Genomic DNA, 24,487 nt, shown 5'->3' with positions numbered 1-24,487 from the left:
CGTCGAGGTGAGATTGGGTACGATCTTGTTTGATGGTCAACTCGTCGAGGTGAGATTGGGTACGATCTTGTTTGATGGTCAACTCGTCGAGGTGAAATTGGGTACGATCTTGTTTGATGGTCAACTCGTCGAGGTGAGATTGGGTACGGTCTTGTTTGATGGTCAACTCGTCAACACGCACCCCTATCTGGTCAAGGTGAGATTGGGTACGGTCTTGTTTTATGCTCAACTGGTCAAGCTGCCTGTTTGCTGATTCGGCATAGCTAGCAGTAGACACTAGCAATTGCTTAACAGTTTCGAGTTCATCTTCTACATGGTCGAGTCGCTGTGCGTTGGTCATGCTGTTTTCTCTTGGCTGGCTTCTTTATCTTCTGCGATCGCCTTCCTAAGAATAACTTTTCTTAGTTGTGGGACGCTTAAAAATTCTCTTGCCGCCCATCTTTATCCCCATTTGTATGATACATTCGCCTCTGACCAATTAGGAGATTTGCCCTGGTGACAATCGAGATTACCTAGTTCCTGTAAAGCCGCCAATGCTTTTTGCAACTGCGATATAAGACAAATCTGCCCAAGTTTGGGGTTTGATAAATTCAATTATAAATTAAATACTGTTTTGTCGAGTTTCCATCCCCGTGAGGGGAAAATGATTGCAAAACCCTACCCTTCTATAACCCTTACTCTAACTGGTTTTGAAAGGTCATTTTGAGTGGGTCTATTCGGATCAAAATTTTCCAAATTTAGCTCCCCGACTTCTTTAAGAAGTCGGGGAGCAGAACATAGGATTGCTATATGTTAAGTTTTACCCATTTGACAAGACTCTAACTTTCTTAACTTGACACTAATGGGAAGATGCCCACCCCACAAGAGATACTGCGATCATTCTCTTCCCCAGAACGCCGGATATTTATGCTCTCCTTTAATATTCTGGGATACGAAGCCTGGAATATCAGTAATGTCAATTGCGAAGACGAAGAACTTGTTTGGGTTCTCGATACCTGCTGGATGGTAAGCATCCGACGTTATGGTACCAACAAAGTCGTTATCGTTGCTGATGAAAAGCGTATGCTTGATCACGCCGTTGATCACCACATCTGATCCGAAAGCCAAACCTTCAAGCTTGGCGGGTATGTCCTCTGCTTTGATCCCATTCTGAGTGAGGGTAGCTACTACATCGAGGAATAGGGTCTTGCTAACTGCCTTACCCGCGAGGTTCTTTTCACCAGTGATATTGCTTACTTCTTGAGCATTCGTCAGATTGATCCGGTATATCTTCTTAAAAGCAGCCTGAGAGCCATCGCCCAACCCCTTGCCATCTCGTTCGTCTACTAGGAATTCGCGATCGTTGATGGACAAAATCTCACTTACTGTCGGGTATTTTGGTTTAGCTGAGGTGCCGATATTATCTAGCTGATAGGCGTATTCCTGGGTGGCACCTGTTGCAATGTCGATCTTAACAATTCTGGTGTAAGCGCCATTAGTACCACCGTCCTGAAGCAACGGACTCTGCATGATGCCGACTAGAGTCTTGCCATTAGGGGTAATCGCTAGACCTTCCATACCCTTGTTCGCAACACGTCCAGACGTGTTACTGCTAATCTCTGTATCACCAACAGGATTTAGCTTTTTGACTGCGAACTTGCTGTTGAGCGTAAAGACCTTAATCCGCTTACCTGTCTCACGGTTGAATTGGTACACATAGGGACCGTATTCATCAGAGATAAAGATGGACTCACCATCATTGGATACACGCACGCCTTCAGGATCGAAGCGGGCATCATTGGGATAGGTCGATATCTGGGTGGGGTCGAAGTTGTCTGAGCGTCCAGTGAAATAGTAGGTATTCTTGGTATTCAGGGCAGGGACACCACTGGGCAGCCCCAGTCCCACCCCAGTACCGTAGTAGAGAGGCTTCTTGCTCGATAGCAGGGTTGTGTCAATTAGAGAAGGAGTAAGAGTAAAGGGCAACCCTGAACCAAGCTGGCTGGGTATGAGTTTCAGACTGATGGTTTGGAAGCGGTTGATATAGGATGTTGTGTCATCCACAGCGCTATTGTATGCTTTGGCATTGGGTCCGCGATCTGGGATGGCGATAAAGGTGTTACCGCCAGCGTAGGCCAGTCCTGACCCCAAACCACCGAGGATGTTTCCTGGAACACCACTTTCAAGAGGAGCGGAAGTTTTGCTGGAGAGGTCACTGATGTTACCACTTAGGCTCCCAATTGCGACCAGCTTAACCTCTGCGTTGGCGGCGGGGGCAGCAAAAAATGACGCTAATAAGAACAGAATGAGGTTTGTTTTGAGCATATTAGTATTCCTACAAGAGACAATATTTACTGAGGGATATTGTATTTTTTTTTCACTTTGTTATTATCCCTGCCTAATGATTAAGCTAGCTTTAATTAAAGATTAATTAGAAGTTAAGGCATGAATGGCTGATGCCTACCACTATTAGACATAAGAGTGAAAAAGAATGTAGAGACGTAGCACTGCTACGTCTCTACAAGGGTTCTGGGTAACGCATATTTAATTTCTGGAGATATCTAATGTTTTACATGAAAAATTCACTTTTTTTCTCAGATACATTTGTTTTTATATACCTAATTAATCGGTTTTTTGAGTATTAATTAAGTAGATAGGCACAACTAAACTGAACTAGGTGAACTTATGTAAAGTCCCATAAACGTTTGCAGTATAGGCTTTTAAGCAATTTATATTTCTTAATATAGGTGTGCTTTTTAACGCACACCTACTTACCTAAATATTTGTAGGCTACTTGACGAAACTCTTCATAAAATTCTCAGTTGTATCTGGCAGTAAAATCAAAGTTTCCTCAATCATCTCTCGTAAGTTGGGAGTAATATTACTAGCAGTGCTGAAGCAATATACTAGTAAACTGTTTGCCTCCCAGTATTGCTGAATTAACTGCAACTGTTCCTCACTAAATTGCCAATTATAACCTATGTGTCGGTTAATTGTGATCGCTTCGTTTAGTTGTGTAGTCCAAAATTGCCCGTTAGATTGCCACCATGCTTTCAATGTCTCTCTATCTTGTTGTGAACTAGGCAATTGATTTTTGAGGCTTTGCAGAGATTCATATAAAGATGAATGCTCTTGTAGTAAATAATCAATATCAAGAGCTAATTTTATCGCAGAGATGCGCTTAAAAAAAATCTCTGGAGTTAAAGAGAGGCTAACAGCAAGGATATGGATTAAAGCTAAATCTAAAGCTAAATCATCAGCTAATTTTCCAGCAATATGGTTATCTAAAGATATAGCTAGAGTTTGGTTGCGCGATAAAGAATAATGAGGAGGTAAGACAAGGGTAAAGTAAAAAGCACGTATAGCAGATGGATGACAATTTGAGGTAACTGTTGAAGATTTTTGCATTACCCAAGTGAGAAAAGACTTTAATGTGTCATCTGTAACAGCTAACTTCTCAATTTGTTGCTTCATTAACTGGAATAAGTTCTCAAAGGATCTGAGCATTTCTGATGTGAGCAAAATGACTTCACGCCAGCGCTTATCAATCAAATGATTGACAAGTTGCTCTAATGTTTTTTGATCGCTATTAGCAACAAAGTTCCTCGCAGTGAAGTATTCGTGAAATGTTAAATGAGAAAAAGAATAAATCCCTCTAGCTTGTTCAACTAATAATCCATGCTGTAACTCAATTGCTTTCAGTACAGCTTTACTATTTACTTGTAAATCTTCTATATCAGTCGGTGCATTGGGTAGCAAATATAGATAGTCAGCTATTAATTGACAAATTTTGCTTTCTTCAAAAAAGTAATCTCCTGTTTCAAAAGAAATAGCAGCTATATAACTAAGCAATTTAATTTTCTGAGTTAAAGTTAAATTACGATAAACCTCATCTCTTTTTATACCTCTTGCTTCATCCCAACGTACCAGTAATAACTCTAATCCTTGTTGATAAATTTCAGAACGCTTAGTAGGAAAATCGCCTAAATATTGAAAAACTAAACAAGTGAGATTTAATAAGAGAGGTGTAGATGCTAGGTTTTGAACCAGTCGATTTTCGGGAAGTGTTATTGTATCAATAAATTTAGAAGCTAATGTTTTTCTTAACGAGAGATTATTTTTAGCAAACGCTGCAAACCATTTCTCCGCAAAAGTTGAAATTTGTAATTTTGTAAAATCAGCAATTTCTACTTCAGCAAACCCTTTGAATTTCTGATGTTTAAATGCAATCCGACAAGTAATAATTACTATGTTTTTATAATAAATATCTAAAAAATTACTAATTACTTGATTAATTTTATCACTATTTTTCTCGGAGACTTCATCTAAACCATCTAGCAAAATTAAAGCTTTACCTTCATGCAGTAAAGATTCTAATTCTTGTTGACTTATTTTACAAATGCTAAACTCTTGAATTAAATAGCTTAATAAATAATTTTTATCATCATAATCCATGTTTTCAGCAAAATCTTTCAGACTAATAAAAATGGGAACCCTTTGAGTCTGAAATTTACCTTGATTACAAAGGATAGCAATTGATTGTAAAAAAGTAGTTTTTCCTGCTCCTGGCTTTCCAAGTAAGATAAGCTTAGAAGATTTCTCAATAGCTTCTAAACCTGTAATTCTCTTAGTACTAACTTCCTCGGAGTCAAATTTATCTAAAGCTTTATTATCAAATTTTTGTAAATCTGAAATATCTAGCCATCTTTGACTATTAATTTCTTCTACTATATTTACCTCAACAAATAATTCATCTAATTCTACAGTACGAGCAACATCTAGCAACCGGATCGTACCACATTGGTGTTGAATTTTTTCCGAATGAGTAGCACGTACTTTAATCACTAAAGGGTCAATGATAGTAGAATTTTTACTTTCTAGTATCTGCTGAGATGCTAAGTCTTCATCTGGTTTAAATTCCAGCCTTTGAACAATATCTTCTGGCTCTAGTGCTAAAGTCAAACAAATTTCATGGAATATTTGACGGGCAATAGGTTTGCCAGTAAAAAACTTCCAAATTGGTTGGCGACTGTCTAAACCAACTTGACTTGCAAGATATTCTTGTGTCCAACCTTTATCATTAAAAGCCTGTTTGGCTTTTCTAATACCTTCATCTGAAGCTTGGAGAGATCGTTTGGCCATACTGATATCAGAAATTTATTCAATTCAATAATTAATTGACATCAATTATATTCAATTTTTTAAATTAGCGACAAGTGAATTATTTATACCCCGTGGCAGAATCAATGCCGTTGATATGATTTTGTTTCCTTTGCTCTGACATCTGAGCGCCATAGGCTTTCAGCATTTCAAGACTAAGCCGAATTGTAGTCAAGCGGTTACGAAACTTATGTGCTGCCATGTAAAAGTGCTGAGATCTTACCTGGCTTTTGGACTCAGCAATTTGCTGATTAGTTTTGGCAGCAACCAGCGCTTTCTTAACTCCAATTTCTGCTTTGTGTCGGGAAAGAGGAATCTCAATTGTGGTAGCTAGTATTCTTTGATCAAATGGTTTTAAAATATAACCAAAAGGTTGGGAAGTCTTAGCTCTCTCTAGTGTCGATCGAGCGGCATTAGCAGTTAAGTAAACACAGGCAATATTAAAGCGAGACTGGATTTTTAAAGAGGCTTCTATTCCATCGATTTCGCCCTTTAGCCTGATGTCCATTAGCACTAAGTCAGGCTGCAAAGTTTCTGCTATGAAAATAGCTTCTTCTCCTGATGCAACTAAGGCAGGGACATTATATCCCAAGTATTCTAGAGTTTCTCTCAGGTCATCAGCAACTAACTGCTCATCTTCAACTATCAAAATTTGGATAGGATTCATAATTAATTTTATAGTTGAGTGTATTTATAATTTATTTGGATTTATTTCCTGTAATCTTTCGCTTAAATTATAAATTTCTTTGAGATTTTCTAATATTTCATCTTTATCCATTAATTCATAGTTATCTATAAGCCTCTTTGAAATAGACATGATTCTCTGAAGAGGATTACACAACTCATTGCTAGTTGATTGAGTAATATAGTTGTAAGATTTGTTTATTTTTCTTTGAGTTTGTCTATTAATTATTTCTTGCTTTTCAATTCTCGCTGTTATTGACCCCAACAAATCTGCTCTTGTAAACGGCTTAGTCAGATAATCATCTGCACCTAATTCTATGCCTTGACGAATATCACTTTGAGAAGCTTTAGCTGTAAGAAATATGAAAGGAATCGCTTCAGTTTCTGGATTTTCACGAGACCAGCTAACAACTTCATATCCATCTAACTTAGGCATTATAATGTCGCAGATAATCAAATCTGGAATTTCTGCTTGTAATAATTTAATGCCGACTTGTCCGTTCTCTGCATCCATAACATAGAAATTTTCGGCAGTCAGCATTTCTACAATGAGTCTACGGATATCTTCTTGGTCTTCAATTACTAAGATTTTTGTCATTACTTGAGATGTATTAGCTGTTTTAGTATTTGGACTTTGGACGAAAAAAAATAGTTGTTTGCAAATAATATGACTTTGTTAGGGAATTTCTAAAACTCTGATGATTTCGTAGGTTGGGTAGAACGAAATTAAATCCAAACCCAACATTTTTCAAAGAAACGGTTTTTTATTGGCAGTCCAATTGTTAAGTTATATTTTGCCAACAAAGTCATAATATTCACGAACATAAATTATTAATCTTGTTTATATTTTTCAGCCTCTTCAACTAAATCTGCTGACCCTTGTACTAAAGTATCTATAGATTGTTGCAGTCCTTGAATCTTGGCTCTGGTAGCTACTTGCTCAACTGCCATGAGGTAAGCTTTACTACTAGCTTTTCCAAGATGCTTGCATTTAGTATACTTCCCTTTTGTTTGGATGGGGAAAATCGCTGCAAATGTGAAAAATTATCTCACACCGGAAATCTTGCAAAGTGCAATTCATCATACAGTTGAACTGATACTACTGACCCGAAAGTTAGAACAAAGTCGGCAACAACAACAAATGATGGCGGCGATTGCTTTACGGATTCGTCAGTCGCTCGAGCTAAAAGAAATTTTGAGTGTCACAGCCGCAGAAGTGCGCCAGTTTCTTCAGACAGATCGGGTAGTGATCTATAAGCGAGTGCCTATCAGCAAGCACAGGCACAAATCCGAGAACGAAAAGGTGCAGAACAGGCATTGCAACAACTCAATCTAGAACTCGAAACCAGAGTTGATGAACGCACGACGGCTTTACGCGAAAGTGAAGAACGCTGGCATTTGGCACTGCGAGGCAGCAATGATGGTATCTGGGACTGGAACATCAAAACTGATGAAGTTTTCTTCTCGGCTCGTTGGGAAGAAATGTTGGGCTTCGCGGAGAATGAACTTATCCACAATTTTGAAGCGTGGAGGCGTAAACTCTCACAGACATCGCGGTACTACCTTCTGTATTCACTTCCCCCAATGATGAGGAATCTGTAGCAATAATTCTTGAATATGTACTAAAAGCCTATAGACTTCTTGCAGAAGTGGGAAAAGGGATGGAATTTTCCTTTTCCCTTTGCCCTTTCCCTACCTCTTGCAAAAGTTCCTTTTGCAAGAGGTCTAGTATAAAACCCTGCATCTTTTTACCGGATTGCCAAAAAGTTAATCTGGGCGCTGTTGAGTTAGAACTTGATAAGCATAATTGAAATCATCAGTAGTAATCCTGATATCAGAAGGCTCTGTTAATCCTTGGGAGCGGAAACGCCGAATTGCTTCTACCGCCGCTTGATTGCACAGTAAAGTTAAATCTGCACCATTCCAGTCTTTGGTCATCTCTGCCCAATACTTTAAATCTACATCTTCCAGGGGTCGTCCTTGACTATGGACTTGCAGAATTGCCAAGCGACTAGTTAAATCTGGTAAATCTACCTTCATTTGTAAATCCAAGCGTCCAGCTCGTAACAAAGCTGGGTCAAGGGCATCAGGTCGATTCGTCGCCCCAATCACCAAGATAGTGCTTCCCACTTCTATACCATCCAACTCAGTCAATAGTTGACCGACTACGCGATCGCTCACTCCCGAATCACCATTGTAACTGCCGCGTGCCGGGGCTAAAGTATCAATTTCATCAATAAATATTACACAAGGCTCTGCCTGACGCGCCTTAGCAAATAATTCCCGCACTGCCTGTTCACTTGCACCTACCCAACGGGTGAGTAGTTCCGGACCATTGACACCAATAAAATTCGCCCTAGCTTGGGAAGCAACAGCTTTGGCTAATAAAGTTTTACCTGTTCCCGGTGGTCCCCACAATAGGATTCCCTTGGGCGCTAATGCTTTAGTTTGCAGGTAAAGTTCTGGATAAAGAAGCGCTCCTTCCACTGATTCTCGTAAGGTTTCCTTAATCTTATCCAAACCGCCAATATCTTCCCAGGCTATATGTGGAACTTCCACTTCCACACTCCGCAACACAGCCGGTTTAATTTCTTTGAGTGCTTGTAAAAAGTCAGCTTGGTTAACCGTCATATTTTCGGGAATTTGTCCCTCAATCGAAGAAACTTGACGGCGCAAGGCTGTGTAAGCTGCTTTTTGACAAACGGCTTTCAAATCAGCTCCCACAAATCCCACAGCCCCTTCAGCGATGAAGTCCAAATTAACCGTCTCATCCAAAGGCATAGCACGGGTGAGAATTTCCAGAATATCTCTACGTCCTTTAGCATCTGGAATCCGAAACTGCACTTCGCGATCAAATCGGCCAGGACGACGCAAAGCTGGGTCAAGATGGTCGGGGCGGTTCGTGGCAGCCAGAACAATCACACCTTCGCTGTGAGAAAAACCATCCATCAGACCCAATAGTTGAGCCACAACGCGTTTTTCCACCTCACCTTCTACAGAATTGCGGTCTGGAGCTAGGCTATCGATTTCATCAATGAAGATAATACAGGGAGCATTCTTAGCAGCTTTCTCAAAGATGCCCCGAAGTTTTTGCTCGGCTTCACCATAATATTTGCTAATGACTTCCGGCCCCACAAGAGCAATGTAATTAACGCCGAGTTCTTCAGCTAAAGCACGCGCAGTCAGCGTTTTACCAGTACCAGGAGGTCCAACTAAAAGTACACCTCTGGTTGGTTCCAGCCCCAGTTTAGCTAGCAAATCAGGGCGTTTTAAGGGAATAGCGATTAGTTCTTTGAGTTCTTTGAGAATCTCATTCAGCCCCCCGATATCTTTCAAAGCATTACCTGAAGGGGCATCAGGTGGTGCAATAATATCAGGTGCAGCTCCATTCCCTGCATCAGAATTAGCAGAGGGTTGGGTGCGGATACGGCTTGTGCCAATATCGTTAGCCATATTATTAGGACGCGGTATATTCCCAGACCGAGGAATATTGTTCATAGAACGGGAGTTAATCTGGAAATCCGTCTTAATTTCTCCCTTTTCTACTTTTTCTTCTAAAGTCTTAACTAATTCAATTAACTGTTCAAATCCCTTGAATAAATCACTCATACAATGACTCCAAAAATCTTGAAAAATCTACTTTACTTTTGCCCGATTCCTCTTTTATTTTTAGTTAATTCCTCGACTTCAAATAAAAGATTTGCCGCTCCTTGAATCCGGGCTATAGGCTCCACAGAACGCGGTAAACTAGGTAGCCGAATCATAGTTTGCTCTGGAAATAGACTGCCATCAATTTCTACCTCTTGACTGTAACGATTCTGAACTACATAACGCTGATTAACACCCATATTTTTTAGAGTCTCTGTTAAACGGATATGTTCAGATATGATTGCAACTTCCGACTGAACTACACCAATAAATTGAGTATGCTGGGAATTTTTTAACTTCTTTTGCGCTTGTACAACTTGTTGGCGTAAATGTCGTAAGCGTCCAAGAAAATCAACTCTACCCAAAACATCTTGATATTTTATCCACAATTTAAATATCCAAGATAACCAATCACCTAAAGCCGATGGCATTTCTAAAAATTCGAGAAGATGACCAGTTGGTGCTGTATCTAAAATAATTAAATCTTGCTGCTTACTGTCCAATAAATCCATCACATTAATTAGGGCTAGCATCTCATCAATACCTGGTAAAGCTTGAGACATAATCTGCCGCCATGCCTCCGGAACATAAGCAACATTAAATGTTGTATCTGTTTGCGAACCTTCACCACTAATCATATCCGCTAATTCCCAAAGATAATCTACGCGAAACTTTTCTAAAACTTGATGAGCATCAATTTCTTGACCAGTCAAATTAGATGCTAAAGATACAGGCTCATGTCCTAGATTTGTCCCAAAAGCATCTCCTAAAGAATGCGCTGGGTCTATAGAAATGACCCGAATATTTTTATCTGGATGTTGTTGGGAAGAAGCCCAAGCAATAGCGGCTCCCACTGTCGTTTTACCTACACCTCCTTTACCACCAACAATAATTAATTGGCATCCTTCATTGAGAAAATCATGGAAGCTAGGTAAAACTTTAGCAGGCCATTGAATAAATGGTGGTGGAGCAAGTTCAACACTTTCAATTTGTTTAATCTGGAATGCTAGAGAATCTAATGCCACCTCGCCTAAGGGTTCTACTCTCTGTTGCGGTAAGATAAAAACCGGGTGATTAGGGCTAAGTTGTAAGTATTTCTTCAGGAGATTTTGCTGTTCAGCATAACGGTCTGGTTCTAGCTCCGAATTTAGCAAAACACGATTGATGAATAATCCAGCATAAGGAACTTCTAAAGTTTCTAAACTATTTAGAAAACGCTCAGTTTCTAAATAGCACATTGGTTCAGAAATACCTACAACCAAACAACCTGTAAATTTTTCATCTTGCAGTAAGCGCCTGCCTTCTGCTAATTCGGTTTTCATTTCTACTAAAAAGTTATCGACTTCATCAGCCGTATAACTACCTGTAAAAGTTTTAGTGATTACCCGATGTTTTTCTTGAAACAATTCTAAGGAATTTAAAATAACATCTAAAAAATCTTTTAAGCCTAATAAATTTAAGGTATGTCCAGAAGGAGCCATGTCTATAACTACACGATCTACCTTTTTTTCAGACAATAAACGTTCAATTTCTAGCAATCCCATTAATTCATTTAAACCAGGCCAGTTTAAATCCCATACTGGTGCTAAATCGCCTCCATCAGCTAAACTGCCACGCTCCACCAGCATTTCTAAAAAATAGCTGTATTTTGCTTTAAATTCCAACAACAGTTTTTGAGCATCCAGTGCCTGAACGCTCAAGTTAGGTAAATCTGTTAATGGTAAAGCAATATCTTTAACTTCTGATTGCAATACATCACCTAAAGAATGTGCAGGATCTGTAGAAATTAACAGAATTTTTTCTTGAGGAAACTTTCGCGCCCAATAACGTGCAAAACTGCAAGAAATGGTAGTTTTACCAACCCCACCTTTGCCGCTAAACATAACTAGATGTAATGAATCATAGTAGTTCATACTTAAAAATTCCCTGTAAAACTTGTAATTAAATAAAGTGATAAGGAGGAAGAGGTTCTCCCAAGATTAAATTCCAATGAGGACATTTTTCTTGCAAAGTTAATACTTGTTCTAAAAGTAAAGCTTTCTCATGGCGATCAACTAAAAGATGAAGCCGTACTTCTTCTGCATTATCTTGAACGATCGCAGATGCTTGATAAGTTTCTGTAATTAAATTAATTAGATGAGATTTTTCTTCATTTTGGGCCGCAAGAAAGCTTTTTTGCTGCTCATAATGTTGTTTTTTAGTCAAAAAATAATCTCTGCCATTTACCCCAGATGCCTTGGGAAGCTCTTCAACTTTCTGGGGAATGACCTTTAAAGTATATTCGTTTTTTCCCTGAATGTTATTTAGTTTATCTTGATATTCCTGAGCATGGGATTCTATATGATTTAGCAATGTATCTTCAGAAATAAAATAAGTGCCAAAACGCAAAGGTAAAACTGTGATTTGACGAGATAGGTCACAGATAACACGATCATGGGCTAAAACCATTTTGATGACTTGCTCATCGTTATTTTGGCTTAATTCTAAAGATATTCCAGGTTCTACAACAGCTGAGATATTCTTGCCATTAATCAATAGTAATTTACCAAGATTGCCATCTGGCAAATTTAAAGGAAAATCAGGAGTATTCAAAAATGCGTAAGTGTAGAAATTTGGCGATCGCATAATTTTAACCAGATAAAAACTTCAAAAGCATAACCCACAGTCTCTAAAACAATCATCTTGGCATAAAAATAAAAAAAGTGCTAATTTTTACAAAACTATTTACATTCTTGAAATTTTAGTTATAATACTATCAAACATTCAAGTAAATGCCATGAGAAAAATACATAACCAAGTAATAATCAGACCCAGAATTAGCACAATGCCTCGTAATCTCTCTGAGGCATCTAAGCAATTAGAACTTTATAAGCTAATCACAGAGAAACAAAGAATTAAGCAAGAGTTAGCTTTTATTGAGCAGCGAAAAGGGCTACTTACACAACGTTTAACTACACTCCAAACCGAGGTAGATACGATAGACCATAATATTAAGCAGTTACGTAATGGTGAGTCACGAGTTACTCCGGTGGCGAGTTCAAAAATCTTCACTGAAACTAATAGCTATCGAACTTTTGACATTGAATACTAAAATCTAAAGTTTCGCTAAACTTAGTCTGAAAAAAGAACAAAAATTAAACGACTAACCCGTGAAAGCGGGTTATTAATTGTTTAATCTTATAAATTAACTAGCTAGAGGTAAAGAAATCAATTTTTTGAGTCAAAAACTTAGTATTCAGTACTGAATAAAAAACTAATTTATCACCTCTAACCTCTAGTTATTTTCATCCCTTATAAGCGTATGTAGTTTATAAAAACTATTTATTAGGGTGATAAAACTAGATTTTCATTCTCTTCATATTCTTTTATAAATATGCCTTGGTTTTGGTAAAGTTCATTTTCTTCATATACATCTATAAACTCAGATTCGACTGAATAATCTTCTTGTTCTTCTTCTAACTCTAGAGCCAGACGAGACTCTTCTTCCAACTCCAAAGCTTGAATTTTCAAGAGAAGTTCTTCTTCTTGAGCATCAAATTCTTCTTCAGAAAACTCGCCCATATCAAATTTCAATTGCAGACTTAATAATTGTTTATGAAGATTTTCTTGATCATCAAATTCAGTATTAGTACGCTCTTGAATTTGTTCTCCAATCCACACAAGTCCACTAATTGGGCCCGTAATTGGTAATAGTAAGATTTTCCCTAACATAGTCTTGACTCCTATGAAGCAATTTGAGCAAATGTATACGGTGCAGTAAAGTTGTTGTAGCGAATGCGTAAACGTTCACCAAATTTTTGATCAATCGCTTCGACTTGTTCGCTAAATATAGATTCTTGTTCCCAAGGAATCAAAAAGGCAGCGTTATAAATCATGTCTTCTGTCATTGGGGCATTTTCGATAATCTCATCTGCCAATGGTTTTAACTCATTAAAAAACACTTCGATTATAGATTCCTTGCGACTTGCTAAATTACTTTCAATTAATTGTCCAATGTGAATTACCTCCTCCATACTTAATGACTTTCCTTCCATTTGATCTCGCTTCTGTTTCAAGTCTTGATGAGACTCCATCAATGCTTGTAATTCAGATTTGCTGTCCCAAAAAATTTTAATGCTGACTTCTCGACGCCCAGCTAATTTTTGGAATAGCTCTTTTAGCTGCTCTTTATATGGTTGAATTAGTTGTGTAACTACTGTTTCCCAATCTTTCACAACTAATCCAAAACGTAAAGGCAGTAAGGTTCTGGATCCAGCTTGCATAGCTTGTTCTAGAACCTTTTCGTGGTTGATTAAATTGCGTCGAGAGGCTAAATATTTTTCTTGTTTTGCCTCTGAATACAAAAAATTAAACCCATCAATTAATTGACTATAGACAGGTTGAGAATCCAATCCTTTAAGAACAACTGTTTCTGGAATTGGTTCAGGAAAAATACCGTATAGGTAAAGACCAAATGTCATAATTCTAAAGAGTACTCAAACTAAAGGAATTATCAGAAATTACGCAAGTATTAGAGATTTATTGATGAGGCTGTCAAGACTCAATAGTCCAACTTGATTTAACTTTTGACAGTTGGATATTGACTATTGACCACCTTCTATTCTTGTTCTCGTGTGCCAGTTGCGTAAGTTTTAATTACAACGGTTTTGAGGTTAAAACTAACCGCAACTTAGCATGAATGAGATTGAGTTCGGCTATACCTAAATCTATTTCACCATCTACAACAATTCCAGTGTTTAAAAGACGGTCTAATAGTTCCAGTATAGAAGGTTGATTCCCAATCTCACCTGGATAATAAGATCCGGGTGATGGCAAAAGACTACCAACATCTCCTAAATGTATATTCAAGTCTGCTGGTTCAATCTCAAAAATCTCACACAAGTTTAAAACTTGTTCTTCTAGCTTTTGCAAACTTTCACCTGCTCGTTCTAAATCAGATTCGCTGAGAGAGTTTTGTTCCATGCGCCGAATTACTTGTGCTTCCATCAGCTGGCGTACTAGTTCCACTACAGTCAAAAGTAAAGGAGCTAAACCTGCTTTGCTGTTAGCTTTAGAAGTGGTAGGTAGCAAACCGGGAGACTTTTCAGATGGAGTACAAACCATTGCCATGATGCTATCTACCTTTTCTAAATTTGTTGAATTCGATTTAATCTTGGTATAAGTAGAGCGGTGTGAATAATTCAAGGTTTGTAGTAAGGACTTTAGTCCTAATTTGAGGGCTGTTCGCGTTGGCGTTGGCGAAGCCTCTCGTAGAGAAGCCTCTCGTAGAGAAGCGTTCCCGCAGGGTAGCCCTCTCTACGAGACGCTGCGCGTAGCTTACAACTCCTGCGGAGTACGGCAAGCTCAGGGCATCGCGCTACGCGAACACTACAAACTCATATCAAGATTTTTTACATTAGTTAATTTACTTTGATTTATTCTCACCTACTTACTTAAATTGGATATGGATTGCTTTGACATTTCCAGAAACTGATTAAGCCTCAACTTGTGAATCCTTTTCCAATTGACCATTTACTTCATACATTGGCTGGAAATCGTCTTGATTCTTCGCTGCTAATGTAGCTTCATCTTTCACACTTGCAGATGTGAGTAAACGTAGCTGTGATTCTAGACTTTCTAGCCTTTGCTGAAGTTGTTGGTTTTCTTCAACTAAACGTTGAGCTTTGGTACTGAGATATGGGTCACTTTCCCACCAATTTATACCCATCTCACGAGCTTTATCAACTGAAGAAATTAACAAACGAATCCGAATATGTATCAGTTCCGTTGAGGCAATAGATATAGAAATGTCACCAGCAATTACAATTCCTTTATCTAAAACTCTTTCGAGAATATCTGCTAAGGTGGAACCTTGTGTAGATGTAGGAACTACTCGATTTGAGTTAATTTGGGGACGTGTTGGGTGTAGTGGGGTAGTAGTCACGATTAATTCGGCTCTTCAATGGTATATATACGGTTGTTCTTGCTCACTAAGCTTTTTTGCTCTAAAGCATTGAGAGCATTAGTTGTTGAGATCCGGTTGAGGTTGAATTCTTTTTGAATTACAGAGAATGCTCCACTTTTGCGCTGTTGTAGGTAGTGATAAATTTCTTGCTCGAACGGAACAGGACTATTTACAACTGGCTGTTCTGGGGCTTCTGGATGAAGTTCACTAAAATTAGAATCGATGATGGTTGGAAACCCGCCTTCTGCGATAGATTCGCTCGCCGTAGGTATCGCATCTGTATCCTCTGGTGTGATACTATCGTGCGAGTCCTCTATTGCCTCTACGTGTAGGTGATCCAGTAATTCTAGGAAAATCGTTCTAGCTTCGCTAGCAGACCACTTGGTGCGGTTGAACAGCACATCTGCAGAAATTTCCCGAAAATCAGAATTTTCTGCTGATACCAAAATATTGTGTTCTGCACATACCTTAGCAATCACCAGACAAGACCGCAATCCTGATGTCTTCTCGCCACCTGTACGTAAGCGAAATGCTTTAACCAACTGCACAATTAAGTGAGCATCTGGTCTATTGATGCCTGTTTTATTAGCTAATATCTCGGTTTGAGTTAGCTCATCCGGTTCTGGCATATTAATAGTGACCAACCGATCGATTAAAGCATCCTGAGTCGCATGGACTCCGTGGTACTCTTCTGGGTTGGAGGTGAAAATAGCCCGAAATTGGGGATGAACATGCAGATATTCTGGCTGATTACTACTAGGAGGAAGAGTCAGAATTTTTTCTTCTAAAGCAGAGAGCAATACGTTATTCACTTCAGGTCGTGAACGGTTAAATTCGTCATAGACCAAGGTTAAGCCTTCTCGACAAGCTAGAGTTAGTCTAGAATCAACCCAATTTTGTTTAAATTCGTCTTCGACTTTGAGAACGCTGTGAATGTAATTATCCAGTAACTTTTTATGGGTGTAACCCGATTCACTACCAATCAAATCAGAACTTTTAAATTCATCATCTCCGAAAATTAACATGATTGGTCTATCTAGACAGTTAGCCAGGTGCATGGCTAAGGTTGTTTTCCCAGTACCTGCTGGGCCACGTAAGTGAATCGCAAACCCTGATGCGAGATAGCGCAATGCCCGAATTACTACCTGCTCAATCGCTGGTGTGATGACAAATTGCCCTGGACGGACACGAAGAACAGCTCTTTTGTTGTTATTTGCAGTGATAGTCATAGATTACGATAACGAAAAATAGCTTTTCGAGACAAAAACTCAGATTGTTAGATTGCAATTTGTAACTTGATATGCTATTCTAGTTATACGGTTTAGCAAGCCAAAAGTTAATGCTAGTTAATTTCAAAAACTAAGCTGAGAAAAAACGTTAAGACTTGATAAGTTCCTGAAACTAAATTAATACATAGAATAGAATATCTAAAGTTTTACACTAAAACTCATTGTTGAATATGCCCCCTTTTCTGACCAGTTATTTAACTGTAGGATTAGGGGGTTTTACTATTTAATCTAGTTCGCCAACAGATTACCAATTCTCTAAAATAAATCTACAGATGGATACCAGGGAAGAATTAAGAGAATTATCTGTAGTTAGGGTTTAGAGAAAGAGTATTGACTAACGAAGAAGTGTGCCAAAAATGCTAACAGACAAATTCTGACGAAACTCATGCAGATGTTGCCTTTGGGCATTGGCTTTCTCAGTTCTTTCCTTTGCTGTTTCTCCTAGAAACTCCTGGGTTACTTGCTCAAGTTCTTGATAGAACTCATGCAAATGCTTTGCTTGTGCTTTAGCTTGAGCAAACCTTTCTTTAGCGGTTTCGGCTAGAAATTCCTCGTTTGTTTGCTCAAGTTCTTGGTAGAACTCATGCAAAAACTTTGCTTGTACTTTAGCTTGAGCAAACCTTTCTTTAGCGGTTTCGGCTAGAAATTCCTCGGTTGTTTGCTCCAGGTTTTGGTGGAACTGATGCAGCTCTTCCGCTTGCTTTTTGGCTTTCTCTTGTCTGTCTGCTGTTGTAGCGGACAAGAATTCATGAGTCTCTTTAAATAGTTGAGATACTTCCTCAACTATCGACTGATGCTCTTGCCGGATTTTTTCTATTAAAGCCGTCATGAGATTCTCCGCAATATTATTCAAATCGTGAATAAACTACATTAACTGGACAATTAATATCCAGATAATGTAGCTTAAACAATAGCTGCTCTTGGCATTTTATCCTTTGATAAATCTTGATTGACAAGTATCAAGATAATCGACAAAAAACAGAATGCAAATCAGAATTATTTAGGTTATAATTCTAATTTGATTTCATCTACTTAATAATTAAGCAGGTACAGCAGGTACAGCAGCTGACTGTGTTAAGCCTACAGCTTCTGCATATTTCAAGTAGGTTTCAACAGAAGCAATAACAATCCGAGCTTCGATTGCAAGTAATTCAATACCAACTAGGGAAACACGTACCCAAGCATCTATAACGATACCTTTATCTAAGATACGGTCAATAACTTCTGCCAAACTTGAAGAAGAATTAGTTTTTTCGACTGCCATGATTTTAGACCTTAACTCATTGTTAATTTTTAGTATTTAGCTAGGCATTTGCCTTTGCTCTCTACTGAATCAAATTAAACATACGTTTTCATAAATGTAAAGAGTTTATCTGTATAAAAAATCCAAAAAGATAGTCAATCAACAACGATTGAGAGCTTTAATGTTTAATTTATGTTGATTTAATATAAAATTTCACTTGAAATGTAAGTTTTAATCTTTAATTTTGTTTGTTTTGTAATCTTTAACGTATGTTTTAAAATTTGTAATTTTTTAAAATTATTTTTACCCAAGATGTTGATTTAGATTCGACAAATAATTTAGTAAGCAAATACACTGTAATTTTTCCACCTTTTTTCTACAACTACGTAATATTACAGTTACTAAAATCTTGAAAAATTGAGTTAGGATGTTTTGAAGAATTATCTTGCGACAAAAATAAGTATCTGTTCGTTGAAGAAAGAAACCTGACTTTTCATAGTATGTGGAAAAGTCCATTTCTAGGGTTTTCCAAGCCCTGATTTTTTCGTTAGCTATTTTCATTAACTTAAAGCTATTGAGAATTAGCCTGTGGAAAAAGTCACGTTTTTTCGGGGCTTGAGGACTTCCCGTGAAAAGTCAGGAAAGAGACAAGGGGAGAAATCACATGGGGATTCAAACACCACCTGATTTAAATCTATCAAAAAGTGGCGGGGGTCTTAAATCCGCATTGCGTTACGGCAAGCTCCTGATACTGTTGGCAAATGTACTACATATTTGTATTTATCAGTATTACGTAAGATAAAACCTTCAATCTATCGTTGCGGCTTTTAGTTGTAATACTTTTGTTTATAGGTTTGTAACACTTTGTCTCTATTTTGCTCTACCATCCATATTTTTTGTAAGCGTTGAGGGGGTAAGTAGGAAGGCACAATTAAATATAAGATAAAACCTCACCCTCAATCCCTCTCCGTGAGTTCGGAGAGGGAAGCCAGAAGCAGAGTAAGGTTTTATATTTAATTTGACCCACTTACTTATAAAGAAGAGGAAAAACAACCCCCAAAATCAAGCAATAAAATTAGGCAGCTTTAGCGCAACAAATAGCACTGCGTGCAAAAAAAATTCTACTGCCTTCTGTTGATAAAAATCATGGCGAAATCGCTCGAACATTAGATATTAGTCTGGATATGGCTCGTTTATGGCGAAAGCGATGGTTAGAAACTATCGATAAAGATTTGTCTATTTTTCAGAGATTACTAGACTCTGAGCGTATTGGCGCACCTGTAAAATTTAGTATGGAGCAAGTAATCGAATTATTCGACAAAAGCATGTTCGCTATCTGAAGACTATGGACGACCAATTAGTCATTGGACACCAAGAGAACTAGCGGACAAAATTATGAAACAAGGGATTATTGAAAGGATATCTGTCGCTTACTTGAATTTCCTGCTGACCCAGATGACTTTGTTAAACACCTACAAGATAAATTAGCGCAGGTAGCTGACATTGTAGATGAGATTTGTGCGGTTGATAAACAATTCACTATCGATAAAGACGGAGAACCTGTACTTAAAAGAATCCCATCCCTAGCCCAAACGAATGAAGTCGAAGAATTAGAATCAAAAATTCGTGCTTTGATGCCGGAGCGTAGTATCTTAGAAATTCTTTACAATGTTAAGCATTGGTTAAATTCGACAAGGCATTTTGGTTTATTTTCGGGAAGCGAACCAAAAATATCTGATTCTGCTGAACGTTATATTTTTACTACGTTCGGCTATTGCCAACAGATTACCAATTCTCTAAAATAAATCTACGGATGTACGGCCAGGAACAAAGAAGAATGAACTGTAATTTAGAGAAAGGGTATTAACTCCCTTGGTCAGAGTGTTGACTAACGACTAAATGTGCCAAAAATGCTCGCAAACAAATCTTGACGAAATTGATGCAGATATTGTCTTTGTGCTTTGGCTTGCTCAAGTTATTGGTGGAACTGATGCAAATATTGCGCTTGCTTTTTGGCTTTCTCTTGTCTGTCTGCTGTTGTAGCGGACAAGAATTCATGAGTCTCTTTAAATAGTTAAGATACTTCCTCAGCTATCGACTGATGTTCTTGCCAGATTCTTTCCATTAAAGCTATCATGAGGTTACTTGGCAATATTATTCAAATCATGAATAAGCTACATTAACTGGATAATTAATATCCAGATAATGTAGCTTAAACAATAGCTGCTCTTGGCATTTTATCCTTTGATAAATCTTGATTGAGAAATATCAAGATAATCGACGAAAAACAGAAGGCCAATTAGAATCACTTCTACCAAGTCTCTATGAAGATATTCTGATATCCAAGTCCCTAAAAACTAACTGCAAAGAACAACACAGGAAGAGGAGGAATCGAAATATCTTGGCGCAGATGACTTCACGAAGAAACGGTATTAGCTTGCCATTCTAATTTGATTGCATCTACTGAATAATTAAGCAGGTACAGCAGGTACAGCAGCTGACTGTGTTAAGCCTACAGCTTCTGCATATTTCAAGTAGGTTTCAACAGAAGCAATAACAATCCGAGCTTCGATTGCAAGTAATTCAATACCAACTAGGGAAACACGTACCCAAGCATCTATAACGATACCTTTATCTAAGATACGGTCAATAACTTCTGCCAAACTTGAAGAAGAATTAGTTTTTTCGACTGCCATGATTTTAGACCTTAACTCATTGTTAATTTTTAGTATTTAGCTAGGCATTTGCCTTTGCTCTCTACTGAATCAAATTAAACATACGTTTTCATAAATGTAAAGAGTTTATCTGTATAAAGAATTTTAGAAAAACAAGTAGTCAAAAGCAATTGATAGCTTTAATGTTGAACTTATGCTTATTTTATATAGGACTTAAATAAAAATGTAAGCTTTAATATCAAATTTTGTTTATTTTGTAATATTTAATGTATTTTTTTGATTTTTACTAAACTTTTAAATATTTCAAAAAAAATATATTTTTTGATGTGTGACTATACTTTAAAATAATTTATTAAGTAAATACACTGCTATTTTTATCCATCCTTTTGAAATTACGTGATATTACAGTTCCTAAAACCTTTGGTAAATAACATAGGATATTCTCAACAATTATCTAGGAATAAAAATCATGTCTATAGAAGCTACTTCTGATCGAGTACGGCAGGAAGCATTAGCAGGCTTAATTGCTAATTTAGTAAATCAAGGTCATCCACTTCAATATGCTCAAGTGATGGCAACTTCAATTATTTTTCAGACCGACCTAGATTTAAGAAATGCCCAGATGGCTCGTCTTTTAAACTGGTTGAAACAGGAACATAAAGATATCTATGCATCTTCTCTGGTTATAGTTGAAGAAACCCGTGAGGAGTTTGAACACCGAGTTCAAAAAGGTTGAGTCGAATGGCACTAAGTATAGCCCACCATAAAAAAGGGTCGAAAATCATGTTGTTTTCGCATCTACGATTTTAGGTGATTTCCAGAATAAAAATTACCACACAACATCATTCTATCGTAGGGGGGAACGGCTGTTTACCCTCCTCACCCGGATTTCTCACAAGCAATAAAAAATGTCTTACATGACCTCATGTAAGACATTTTTTTTGATACATCGTCAATTCAAATTTAGGTAGGGAGAAAAATGAAGTAAAAAGCGTAGCTATCAAGATAAAATAGTTACCATGAGCCACCGAATGCCCCTCCCTCAACGGAGTAGGGTGGGGAGGATGTCAATAGATTATTCTTAGTAATAAAAGCAAAATAAAGCGGATGAATAATCGGCGTTTTTGCACCCCTACAAAACAAGAAAATTTGGTGGTGCAACAATTCAGTCGTAGGTCCCAATCCAATAGGAATCAACTTAAGTGGCTCTCAAGTTAGGAGAATATTAGAGCGAAAAAAGTACGTTAACATCCAGGGCAAAATATAGCCTAGAGGACAAACAGAATCCTGAAACAATGCCGAAGGATTAACTGTCATGACTACTGCTGTTTGGTGCAGTAGTCAGCTTTAAGATGCACCAATAATTTTCTATCAAGTCGGCACTAATTCACCAGGACGCAACTTCGACCACTTACCCGTTTCCCGCTTAAAGCTCAGACAACCAACAACATCCCATTCCATTTCAATTACATCCTCTTTAGTCCGAATGTTGACATTGATAGAAGGTTCGTTCGGATCAAAATTTGGTGTTTCGGTCAAGTGAGGCTGTTGGTGCTGCCCCTCTACGGCATGATAGGTAAAACAGCTGTCTACATAGTGGCAGTTCACGCAAATACACATAATAGAACCAACTCCAGGCGCCTTTATTGTTAATCTAACTTAAGCCCAACTGTTATTGATGAGTTGCTGGGTTGATTTTTATTACAATGGATAAATCAGTTCCTTCTACCCTAGCTCCCGAAAATTGGCCTTTTAGCTTAGAATTGCTGCCACAACCCGCTTACATGGTAGGTGGTGCTGTACGAGATGCCATCCTTGGCAGAACCCGTGAATATCTGGATCTAGATTTTGTTATACCATTTAAGGCGGTAAAGGTAGCGAGAGCGATCGCACATCATTACAAAGCTGGTTTTGTGTTACTCGATGCCGAACGACAGATTGCGCGTGTGGTTTTTCCCCACGCCACAGCAGATTTTGCCCAACAGGAAGGAAATAGTATAGAAGTTGATTTGCACAGACGAGATTTTACAATAAATGCGATCGCCTATAATCCCCATACACAAGAAATTATCGATCCTCTGCAAGGTTGTGTAGACTTACAACAGGGCATTTTGCGAATGATATCACCCGCCAACCTCAAAGATGACCCTTTGCGGTTAATGCGAGGTTATCGCCAAGCTGCTCAACTAGGTTTTACTATTGAATCAGCTACCCAAGCCACAATTCGATCTTTGGTATCACATATCAGCAAAGTTGCAGCCGAACGAGTTAGGGTAGAAATTGGCTATCTACTGGCAAATTCTCAAGGTACTTCTTGGATTACAAGTGCTTGGGAAGATGGTTTACTTGCCCCTTTTTTCAAAAACGCCACCCGTGAAAGCTTGAGCAAACTAGCAGCAGTTGACAATGCAGCCGCCTTACTAACCCAAAATTGGCCACAATTAGGGGCACAACTGCAAGAGGATGTCCGCGATACTATCAAAACCACTTGGTTAAGTATTGCCAAACTTGCTTGTCTTGTCAACCCAGATCCAGAATTAGCAGAAATAGAGCTACAGGAACTAACTTATAGTCGTGCCGAAATCCGGGGTGTAACCACTGCTTTGAAAGTGTTACCGCAGTTTCAACTAGTCGATATGTCGTCGTTGCGAGAACAATACTTTTTGTTCCATGACGCAGATATGGTGTTTCCTGCTACGGCAGTGCTAGCTGTCGCACTTGATAATTTAGTCGAGGCGATGTCTAATGACAAGCCACTACATACAGCAGGCGCCACAACAGAGGAAACCAAAGCAAGGGGTTGCCTTGTCTGGGTACCTTTGATTAACCGCTACCTGAACCCTGATGATCTGATTGCTCATCCCACTCCATTAGTGAGCGGGAAGGAGTTGATTATAGCATTAGATATCCCAGCTTCGCCAATCATCGGCCAACTGTTGACAGAAATTGCCGTAGCACAAGCTGAGGGGAAAGTCTCAACACCAACAGAGGCGATCGCATTTGCACGTCGTCATATCATGTCCGGGTAATTAGTTATAATTCCATAGTCATTGCACCCCACACGCCAGATGCTCCACTTTTAAAACATCCTCTCAGCAAGAACATATTTGTCATTGCGTTAGGGTAAGCCTTCCCGTTGGGTACGAAGTGACAGCGTAGTGAACGCAATGACAATTCTATAACCGGGGTTTGATATAAATTTATATATTTGGGATGCTCCCGATGTCGAGTGTGGTATTAGCCGTATTACTAAATACAAGAAATCACACAGGAAATTCATAATTAGCAATTAATAATCACTGCAAATTTAAAGATGACTTTAAAAATGATTTAATGGATATATTTTGTGAGAAAGTTAATACAAAGGTATATTCACTGATTTCAAATTCATGGATTCTTTATCTATCAATTCCTTACTTGAAGAGTTGAAAAACCCGGATGCCACAGTCCGCGAAAAGGCAACTAGAAAAATCTGGCGGATCTGGTTTCAGCAAAAGGGAATCTATGGGCTGGAAATAATTGATCGCAGTCAAAAGTTACTCGATGCAGGTGAAATTATTCAAGCCGAAACAGTGTTGACGGCACTAATCAAAGACCAGCCAGATTTTGCTGAAGCCTGGAATCGCCGTGCTTTCCTCTATTACAGTATTGGTGATTATCAAAAATCTTTGGTCGATTGTCAGATGGTTGTGCAGATAAATCCAATACATTTTGGAGCGCTTCACGGGATGGGTTTGTGTTATGCGGCACTAGGAGAGTATGGTGAAGGTATCCGAGCTTTTAAAGCTGCTCTAGAAATTCAACCCTATTCGCTAGTGAATCAAAAGTTGATTCTAGAATGTACATTTAGATTCAGTTATAACAA

The 24,487-nt window shown here is 38.3% G+C and carries 23 protein-coding genes and 2 pseudogenes; 6 read left to right on the top strand and 19 right to left on the bottom strand.

The genetic code is table 11. The features are described from left to right. The 6 genes and pseudogenes from ACYTXL_RS27035 to ACYTXL_RS27010 all read right to left on the bottom strand — a co-directional run. Positions 1-340, bottom strand: a pseudogene (locus ACYTXL_RS27035) (6-aminohexanoate hydrolase); the annotation flags it as partial. 171 nt (positions 341-511) lie between these two features. Further along, positions 512-601, bottom strand: a pseudogene (locus ACYTXL_RS27030) (tRNA (adenosine(37)-N6)-threonylcarbamoyltransferase complex dimerization subunit type 1 TsaB); the annotation flags it as partial. A 275-nt stretch (positions 602-876) separates the two neighbouring features. Further along, positions 877-2,304 carry an esterase-like activity of phytase family protein gene (locus ACYTXL_RS27025; RefSeq protein WP_461927383.1) on the bottom strand — a complete coding sequence of 476 codons (1,428 nt, stop codon included), beginning with the start codon at positions 2,302-2,304 and terminating at the stop codon, positions 877-879. 465 nt (positions 2,305-2,769) lie between these two features. Then, positions 2,770-5,121: an NACHT domain-containing protein gene (locus ACYTXL_RS27020; protein WP_461927382.1), complete on the bottom strand. Its 2,352-nt coding sequence runs from the start codon at positions 5,119-5,121 to the stop codon at positions 2,770-2,772. Between the two features lie 79 nt (positions 5,122-5,200). Beyond that, the gene (locus tag ACYTXL_RS27015) at positions 5,201-5,806 is read right to left on the bottom strand and encodes a response regulator (RefSeq protein WP_461927381.1); all 606 of its coding nucleotides are present in this window, start codon (positions 5,804-5,806) and stop codon (positions 5,201-5,203) included. Between the two features lie 24 nt (positions 5,807-5,830). Then, on the bottom strand, positions 5,831-6,421 hold the full coding sequence (locus tag ACYTXL_RS27010) for a response regulator (RefSeq protein WP_461927380.1): 591 nt from the start codon (positions 6,419-6,421) through the stop codon (positions 5,831-5,833). Positions 6,422-6,838: 417 nt separating this feature from the next. Here ACYTXL_RS27010 and ACYTXL_RS27005 point away from each other — a divergent pair, with 417 nt between their 5' ends. Together ACYTXL_RS27005 and ACYTXL_RS27000 are read left to right on the top strand one after the other, a co-directional pair. Next, the gene (locus tag ACYTXL_RS27005) at positions 6,839-7,159 is read left to right on the top strand and encodes a hypothetical protein (protein WP_461927379.1); all 321 of its coding nucleotides are present in this window, start codon (positions 6,839-6,841) and stop codon (positions 7,157-7,159) included. Next, on the top strand, positions 7,141-7,425 hold the full coding sequence (locus ACYTXL_RS27000) for a hypothetical protein (RefSeq protein WP_461927378.1): 285 nt from the start codon (positions 7,141-7,143) through the stop codon (positions 7,423-7,425). Before ACYTXL_RS27005 ends, ACYTXL_RS27000 begins: the two co-directional genes overlap by 19 nt. Positions 7,426-7,590: 165 nt before the next feature. On the opposite strand, the gene ACYTXL_RS26995 is transcribed toward ACYTXL_RS27000, so the two are convergent. The 3 genes from ACYTXL_RS26995 to ACYTXL_RS26985 are packed head-to-tail and all read right to left on the bottom strand — an operon-like array spanning position 7,591 to position 12,096. Further along, positions 7,591-9,432, bottom strand: a complete 1,842-nt coding sequence (locus ACYTXL_RS26995) for an AAA family ATPase (RefSeq protein WP_461927377.1) — start codon at positions 9,430-9,432, stop codon at positions 7,591-7,593. 32 nt (positions 9,433-9,464) lie between these two features. Beyond that, positions 9,465-11,384, bottom strand: a complete 1,920-nt coding sequence (locus ACYTXL_RS26990; RefSeq protein WP_461927376.1) for an ArsA family ATPase — start codon at positions 11,382-11,384, stop codon at positions 9,465-9,467. A 28-nt stretch (positions 11,385-11,412) separates the two neighbouring features. Then, positions 11,413-12,096, bottom strand: a complete 684-nt coding sequence (locus ACYTXL_RS26985) for a GvpL/GvpF family gas vesicle protein (RefSeq protein ID WP_461927375.1) — start codon at positions 12,094-12,096, stop codon at positions 11,413-11,415. A gap of 199 nt (positions 12,097-12,295) precedes the next feature. Here ACYTXL_RS26985 and ACYTXL_RS26980 point away from each other — a divergent pair, with 199 nt between their 5' ends. Then, entirely contained in the window at positions 12,296-12,562 is a 267-nt protein-coding gene (locus ACYTXL_RS26980) for a gas vesicle protein (protein ID WP_461927374.1), read from the top strand. Between the two features lie 233 nt (positions 12,563-12,795). Here the strand turns inward: ACYTXL_RS26980 and ACYTXL_RS26975 are convergent, their stop codons facing one another. From ACYTXL_RS26975 to gvpA (ACYTXL_RS26935), 9 genes are all read right to left on the bottom strand, one after another. After that, complete coding sequence (locus ACYTXL_RS26975) at positions 12,796-13,182, bottom strand: gas vesicle protein GvpG (RefSeq protein ID WP_461927373.1); 387 nt, start codon at positions 13,180-13,182, stop codon at positions 12,796-12,798. Between the two features lie 11 nt (positions 13,183-13,193). After that, positions 13,194-13,931 (bottom strand): gas vesicle protein GvpF, encoded by a 738-nt coding sequence (gvpF, locus tag ACYTXL_RS26970; protein WP_461927372.1) that lies wholly within the window; start codon positions 13,929-13,931, stop codon positions 13,194-13,196. A gap of 175 nt (positions 13,932-14,106) precedes the next feature. After that, on the bottom strand, positions 14,107-14,574 hold the full coding sequence (locus ACYTXL_RS26965) for a gas vesicle protein K (RefSeq protein ID WP_461927385.1): 468 nt from the start codon (positions 14,572-14,574) through the stop codon (positions 14,107-14,109). 370 nt (positions 14,575-14,944) lie between these two features. Then, the gene (locus ACYTXL_RS26960) at positions 14,945-15,394 is read right to left on the bottom strand and encodes a gas vesicle protein (RefSeq protein ID WP_461927371.1); all 450 of its coding nucleotides are present in this window, start codon (positions 15,392-15,394) and stop codon (positions 14,945-14,947) included. A 2-nt stretch (positions 15,395-15,396) separates the two neighbouring features. Continuing rightward, a complete protein-coding gene (gene gvpN / locus ACYTXL_RS26955) occupies positions 15,397-16,644 on the bottom strand; it encodes a gas vesicle protein GvpN (protein WP_461927370.1) in 1,248 nt (415 codons plus the stop codon). A 394-nt stretch (positions 16,645-17,038) separates the two neighbouring features. Beyond that, entirely contained in the window at positions 17,039-17,533 is a 495-nt protein-coding gene (gvpC, locus tag ACYTXL_RS26950; protein WP_461927369.1) for a gas vesicle protein GvpC, read from the bottom strand. Between the two features lie 210 nt (positions 17,534-17,743). Beyond that, entirely contained in the window at positions 17,744-17,968 is a 225-nt protein-coding gene (gene gvpA / locus ACYTXL_RS26945) for a gas vesicle structural protein GvpA (RefSeq protein ID WP_461927368.1), read from the bottom strand. Positions 17,969-19,922: 1,954 nt separating this feature from the next. Next, on the bottom strand, positions 19,923-19,997 hold the full coding sequence (gene gvpC, locus ACYTXL_RS26940; protein WP_461927384.1) for a gas vesicle protein GvpC: 75 nt from the start codon (positions 19,995-19,997) through the stop codon (positions 19,923-19,925). A 421-nt stretch (positions 19,998-20,418) separates the two neighbouring features. Then, positions 20,419-20,643, bottom strand: coding sequence for a gas vesicle structural protein GvpA (gene gvpA, locus ACYTXL_RS26935; RefSeq protein ID WP_461927368.1), 225 nt, complete (start codon positions 20,641-20,643; stop codon positions 20,419-20,421). 448 nt (positions 20,644-21,091) lie between these two features. Between gvpA (ACYTXL_RS26935) and ACYTXL_RS26930 the strand changes: the two genes are divergently transcribed. Further along, positions 21,092-21,358 (top strand): hypothetical protein, encoded by a 267-nt coding sequence (locus tag ACYTXL_RS26930; protein ID WP_461927367.1) that lies wholly within the window; start codon positions 21,092-21,094, stop codon positions 21,356-21,358. Positions 21,359-21,993: 635 nt separating this feature from the next. On the opposite strand, the gene ACYTXL_RS26925 is transcribed toward ACYTXL_RS26930, so the two are convergent. Then, positions 21,994-22,242 (bottom strand): Ycf34 family protein, encoded by a 249-nt coding sequence (locus tag ACYTXL_RS26925; RefSeq protein ID WP_292790237.1) that lies wholly within the window; start codon positions 22,240-22,242, stop codon positions 21,994-21,996. 86 nt (positions 22,243-22,328) lie between these two features. Between ACYTXL_RS26925 and ACYTXL_RS26920 the strand changes: the two genes are divergently transcribed. Beyond that, on the top strand, positions 22,329-23,651 hold the full coding sequence (locus ACYTXL_RS26920) for a tRNA nucleotidyltransferase/poly(A) polymerase family protein (RefSeq protein ID WP_461927366.1): 1,323 nt from the start codon (positions 22,329-22,331) through the stop codon (positions 23,649-23,651). A 360-nt stretch (positions 23,652-24,011) separates the two neighbouring features. After that, on the top strand, positions 24,012-24,487 hold a 476-nt coding region (locus tag ACYTXL_RS26915; RefSeq protein WP_461927365.1), incomplete at its 3' end, for a tetratricopeptide repeat protein.

It is taken from the genome of Nostoc sp. (assembly GCF_054880495.1).
Note: the sequence above shows the minus strand (reverse complement) of the source record. Positions and strands in the feature narration are given on the sequence as shown.

What these genes read in the sequence shown, in the direction of transcription:
- gvpN (WP_461927370.1), bottom strand. Translation starts at nt 16,644, where the DNA reads ATGACTATCACTGCAAATAACAACAAAAGAGCTGTTCTTCGTGTCCGT.
- ACYTXL_RS26980 (WP_461927374.1), top strand. Translation starts at nt 12,296, where the DNA reads ATGCCTCGTAATCTCTCTGAGGCATCTAAGCAATTAGAACTTTATAAG.
- ACYTXL_RS27015 (WP_461927381.1), bottom strand. Translation starts at nt 5,806, where the DNA reads ATGAATCCTATCCAAATTTTGATAGTTGAAGATGAGCAGTTAGTTGCT.
- ACYTXL_RS26975 (WP_461927373.1), bottom strand. Translation starts at nt 13,182, where the DNA reads ATGTTAGGGAAAATCTTACTATTACCAATTACGGGCCCAATTAGTGGA.
- ACYTXL_RS27010 (WP_461927380.1), bottom strand. Translation starts at nt 6,421, where the DNA reads ATGACAAAAATCTTAGTAATTGAAGACCAAGAAGATATCCGTAGACTC.
- gvpA (WP_461927368.1), bottom strand. Translation starts at nt 17,968, where the DNA reads ATGGCAGTCGAAAAAACTAATTCTTCTTCAAGTTTGGCAGAAGTTATT.
- gvpC (WP_461927369.1), bottom strand. Translation starts at nt 17,533, where the DNA reads ATGACGGCTTTAATAGAAAAAATCCGGCAAGAGCATCAGTCGATAGTT.
- gvpF (WP_461927372.1), bottom strand. Translation starts at nt 13,931, where the DNA reads ATGACATTTGGTCTTTACCTATACGGTATTTTTCCTGAACCAATTCCA.
- ACYTXL_RS27005 (WP_461927379.1), top strand. Translation starts at nt 6,839, where the DNA reads ATGGGGAAAATCGCTGCAAATGTGAAAAATTATCTCACACCGGAAATC.
- ACYTXL_RS27020 (WP_461927382.1), bottom strand. Translation starts at nt 5,121, where the DNA reads ATGGCCAAACGATCTCTCCAAGCTTCAGATGAAGGTATTAGAAAAGCC.
- ACYTXL_RS26985 (WP_461927375.1), bottom strand. Translation starts at nt 12,096, where the DNA reads ATGCGATCGCCAAATTTCTACACTTACGCATTTTTGAATACTCCTGAT.
- ACYTXL_RS27025 (WP_461927383.1), bottom strand. Translation starts at nt 2,304, where the DNA reads ATGCTCAAAACAAACCTCATTCTGTTCTTATTAGCGTCATTTTTTGCT.
- ACYTXL_RS26995 (WP_461927377.1), bottom strand. Translation starts at nt 9,432, where the DNA reads ATGAGTGATTTATTCAAGGGATTTGAACAGTTAATTGAATTAGTTAAG.
- ACYTXL_RS26920 (WP_461927366.1), top strand. Translation starts at nt 22,329, where the DNA reads ATGGATAAATCAGTTCCTTCTACCCTAGCTCCCGAAAATTGGCCTTTT.
- ACYTXL_RS26925 (WP_292790237.1), bottom strand. Translation starts at nt 22,242, where the DNA reads ATGTGTATTTGCGTGAACTGCCACTATGTAGACAGCTGTTTTACCTAT.
- gvpA (WP_461927368.1), bottom strand. Translation starts at nt 20,643, where the DNA reads ATGGCAGTCGAAAAAACTAATTCTTCTTCAAGTTTGGCAGAAGTTATT.
- ACYTXL_RS26930 (WP_461927367.1), top strand. Translation starts at nt 21,092, where the DNA reads ATGTCTATAGAAGCTACTTCTGATCGAGTACGGCAGGAAGCATTAGCA.
- ACYTXL_RS26965 (WP_461927385.1), bottom strand. Translation starts at nt 14,574, where the DNA reads ATGGTTTGTACTCCATCTGAAAAGTCTCCCGGTTTGCTACCTACCACT.
- ACYTXL_RS26990 (WP_461927376.1), bottom strand. Translation starts at nt 11,384, where the DNA reads ATGAACTACTATGATTCATTACATCTAGTTATGTTTAGCGGCAAAGGT.